Source organism: Streptomyces sp. MBT53 (assembly GCF_016654115.1).
GTDB lineage: Bacteria > Actinomycetota > Actinomycetes > Streptomycetales > Streptomycetaceae > Streptomyces.
The window spans coordinates 1-816 of record NZ_JAEQAZ010000470.1 but is presented as its reverse complement, the minus strand read 5'-3'; the positions used below and the strand labels follow the sequence as shown (position 1 = coordinate 816).

Annotated in this window: 1 pseudogene; it reads right to left on the bottom strand. The window is 67.9% G+C overall.

Annotated features, from left to right (window positions below):
* Positions 1-489: pseudogene (locus JHN45_RS52290) on the bottom strand (hydrolase); the annotation flags it as partial.
* Positions 490-816: the final 327 nt, after the last annotated feature.

Here is an 816-nt window from a genome sequence, read left to right as displayed (position 1 = left end):
GACCTCGGTGTGCCACAGCAGACACTGGGCGAACGGCTGAAGGGTCTGGAAAGACCGCTCGGCGAGCTTGCGATTTTCGGGTGTCATGGACTTGGCAGAACGCATCGCGCGGCCCCCGGAGGGTTTCTCCAGGTCCGGCAGAACACCGGATATTCGCTCCTCCGCCGCCCACTCCCGGATCGTGTCACGCACGGTCAGCAGCAACCGGGGGCGCAGCGCCACGCCCGGTTCACCGAACGTCAACCGGTCGAACACCTGGTGGAAGGCGGCAGCGGCGGCCATGGCGGGAACGCTGCCCGTGGCGGCGAGACAGACTTCCGCGTAATCCTGGACCGGCTGCCAGTGCCGCGCCATCAGCAGCGCGACGGAATGCGCGGCCTCACCCTCCGGGCGGCCCCGCAGCCGGGCGGCCAGCGTCTCGTCGGATTCCTCGGGCGCCCCGCTGTCCGGCGGAGGGTAAGGAGGACGAGGAGGGGGAGGGAGGGACACGGAGTGGATTCCTCGGATTCGGTTCATCAACGGGTGAATGAGCCCCGGGCATTACCCTCGCGCGGGCGTTTCACCCTTGCACAACCCACTGAACCCAACAAGGCACTTGGGCAACATCCATACCTTTGAAAGGAAGTCGGAGGCACCGGCAACTCCGCTTCCCTCGCACCTGCTTTCGACTTTCCATGCGCCCCGTGTGAACCACGCGCACACTCCGGTGCGTCGCGCACGCTCCCGGCGCACGGCACTGAGCGGTCCACTGGAATCGGCCCTTCTCGGAGGCCACGCGCTGGACGGCGGCTCTCCCGCGCCAAACGGCCGCCGACC